General features: G+C 61.3%; 3 protein-coding genes. All 3 read right to left on the minus strand.

Annotated features, from left to right (window positions below):
- Positions 1 to 380 (minus strand): ATP-binding cassette domain-containing protein (locus AC1DT3_RS19010; protein ID WP_477466780.1); only part of this gene is annotated, 380 nt, incomplete at its 3' end.
- Positions 377 to 1,198: an ABC transporter permease gene (locus tag AC1DT3_RS19015; RefSeq protein WP_477466781.1), complete on the minus strand. Its 822-nt coding sequence runs from the start codon at positions 1,196 to 1,198 to the stop codon at positions 377 to 379. The genes AC1DT3_RS19015 and AC1DT3_RS19010, both read right to left, overlap by 4 nt.
- A 9-nt stretch (positions 1,199 to 1,207) precedes the next feature.
- Positions 1,208 to 2,098: an ABC transporter permease gene (locus tag AC1DT3_RS19020; RefSeq protein WP_477466782.1), complete on the minus strand. Its 891-nt coding sequence runs from the start codon at positions 2,096 to 2,098 to the stop codon at positions 1,208 to 1,210.
- Position 2,099 lies beyond the last annotated feature (1 nt).

Consider the following 2,099-nt stretch of genomic DNA (forward strand, 5'->3'; position numbering starts at 1 on the left):
CAACTGGCCCCCTTGTGCAGAACAAACATCTCGGCGATTTGGCGTCCGACCGGCGACAGCGGATTCAGCGCGGTCATCGGCTCCTGGAATATCATCGAGATACGGTCGCCTCGCAATCTGCGCATGGCGGCCGGCGACAGATCCTGGATCTCCTGACCATCGAGACGAATGCGTCCGCCGCCGATGCTCAGCGGATATCGCAACAATCCTATCAACGCGAGCGCCGTGATGCTCTTGCCGCACCCGGATTCGCCCACGAGGCCGAATGTCTCACCTCGCGCAATCGAGAACGAAACGTCCTGCACAGCCGGGAATTTCCGGTCGCCTATGGATAGGTCGATCCGAAGATTCTCGATTTCGAGGAGCGGTGTGTCCGTCATGCGCGGCGCGCCCGTGAATGCGGATCGAGAATATCCCGCAAGCCGTCACCGAGTAGGTTCAAGCCGAGGACCGTGACGAAAATCGCCAGTCCCGGGAAGATCGATATCCAGGGTGCCGTCGTGATCTGATCGCGGGCGTCGGAAAGCATGCTGCCCCAGCTCGGATAGGGTGGCCGGATGCCGAGACCGAGGAAGGACAACGAAGCTTCCGCCAGCACGGCGCCGCCCATTCCCAACGTGCCGATGACGATGATCGGGCCGAGCATGTTGGGCAAAAGCTGCGTTAGCATGATGCGAATGTCGCTATAACCCAGCACCTTCGCCGCCTGCACGTAACCCTGGCTCTTGAGCGACAGCGCCGACGCCCGCGAAAGGCGACACGTGAACGACCAGTTGGTGAGACCGAGTGCGATCAGAAGGCTGGTCAGACCCGGGTTGAGGATGGCCATGATCGCCAGCGCAAAGATCAGCGAAGGCACGGCCAGCATCAGATTGGTGAGACCATTGACGAAATCGTCCCACCAGCCACCCCAATAGCCCGCCGACAATCCGAGGCATACGCCGATGACGGTGTTGATCAGTTGCGAGACGATACCGACGGTCAGCGAAATGCGCGCGCCGTGGAGCACGCGGCTGTAGATGTCGCGGCCCTGCGCGTCGGTGCCGAACCAGAACTCGCGGCCGGGCGGTTCTTCCGCGTACATCAGGTTCGCGTCCATCACAGGATCGGTATGCGCCAGCCACGGCGCGAGCACGCCCGCGACGACGACCAAAGCGAAAAGTCCGCCGCCGATGACAAGATTGGCTCTCAGTTTCATGTCATCGCCTCAGGTATATTTGATACGCGGATCGATGATCGCGCACAGAACATCGACGAGCGTATTGATCAAAAGGAAGAACAGCACGATCGCGAGGATCGCGCCTTGCACCACCGGAATATCGCGGAGGGTGACGCTGTCGACCAGGAGCGACCCGAGGCCGGGCCATGAGAACAGCTTTTCGACGACGACTGCTTGGCCGATGACGGTGCCGAATTGCAGCCCGACGGTCGTCAGCACGATGACGAGGGCATTGCGCGTCAGGTGCCACTGCACGACGCGTCGTTCGCTCATCCCCTTCGAGCGCGCGGTCCGCACGAAATCGGCATTCATGATGTCGAGCACGGCAGCGCGAGTCGTGCGCGCGAGGAGCGCGAGAGGCGCGACGCCCAGCGCGATCGACGGCAGGATCAGGTACTTCACGCTGCCGTCACCATAGCCGAAACTCGGCAGCCAACCGAGGATCAGCGCGAAAAGGTACATCAACATCAGTCCCAGCCAGAATTTCGGCAGGGACAACCCGGATACCGCTCCAACCATCGAAACCGTATCGATGATGCTGCCGGGTTTCAGCGCGGCGATGAAACCGAGGGGAACGCCGAGAACGATGGCGAACAGCATCGCGGCGAACGACAGCGTCAGCGTGGGCCACATGCGTTCGGCGAGAACCGTCGTGACGGGCTGGCGGCTGCGAAACGACGTTCCGAGATCGAAGCTCGCCAGTTGAAGAAGATATTTTCCGAACCGCACATGAACCGGGTCGCTCAGGCCGAATTCCTTGTTCATGCGTTCCATCACCTGCACGTCGACCACGCTGCGACCGTCGTCGCTCATGCTCGATGCGAAGGTGCCCGGGATCACGCTGAACAGGACAAAGATCAGCAGCGCGACGGCCAGGATG

The sequence above is a fragment of the Microvirga sp. P4_G7 genome (genome assembly GCF_056401005.1).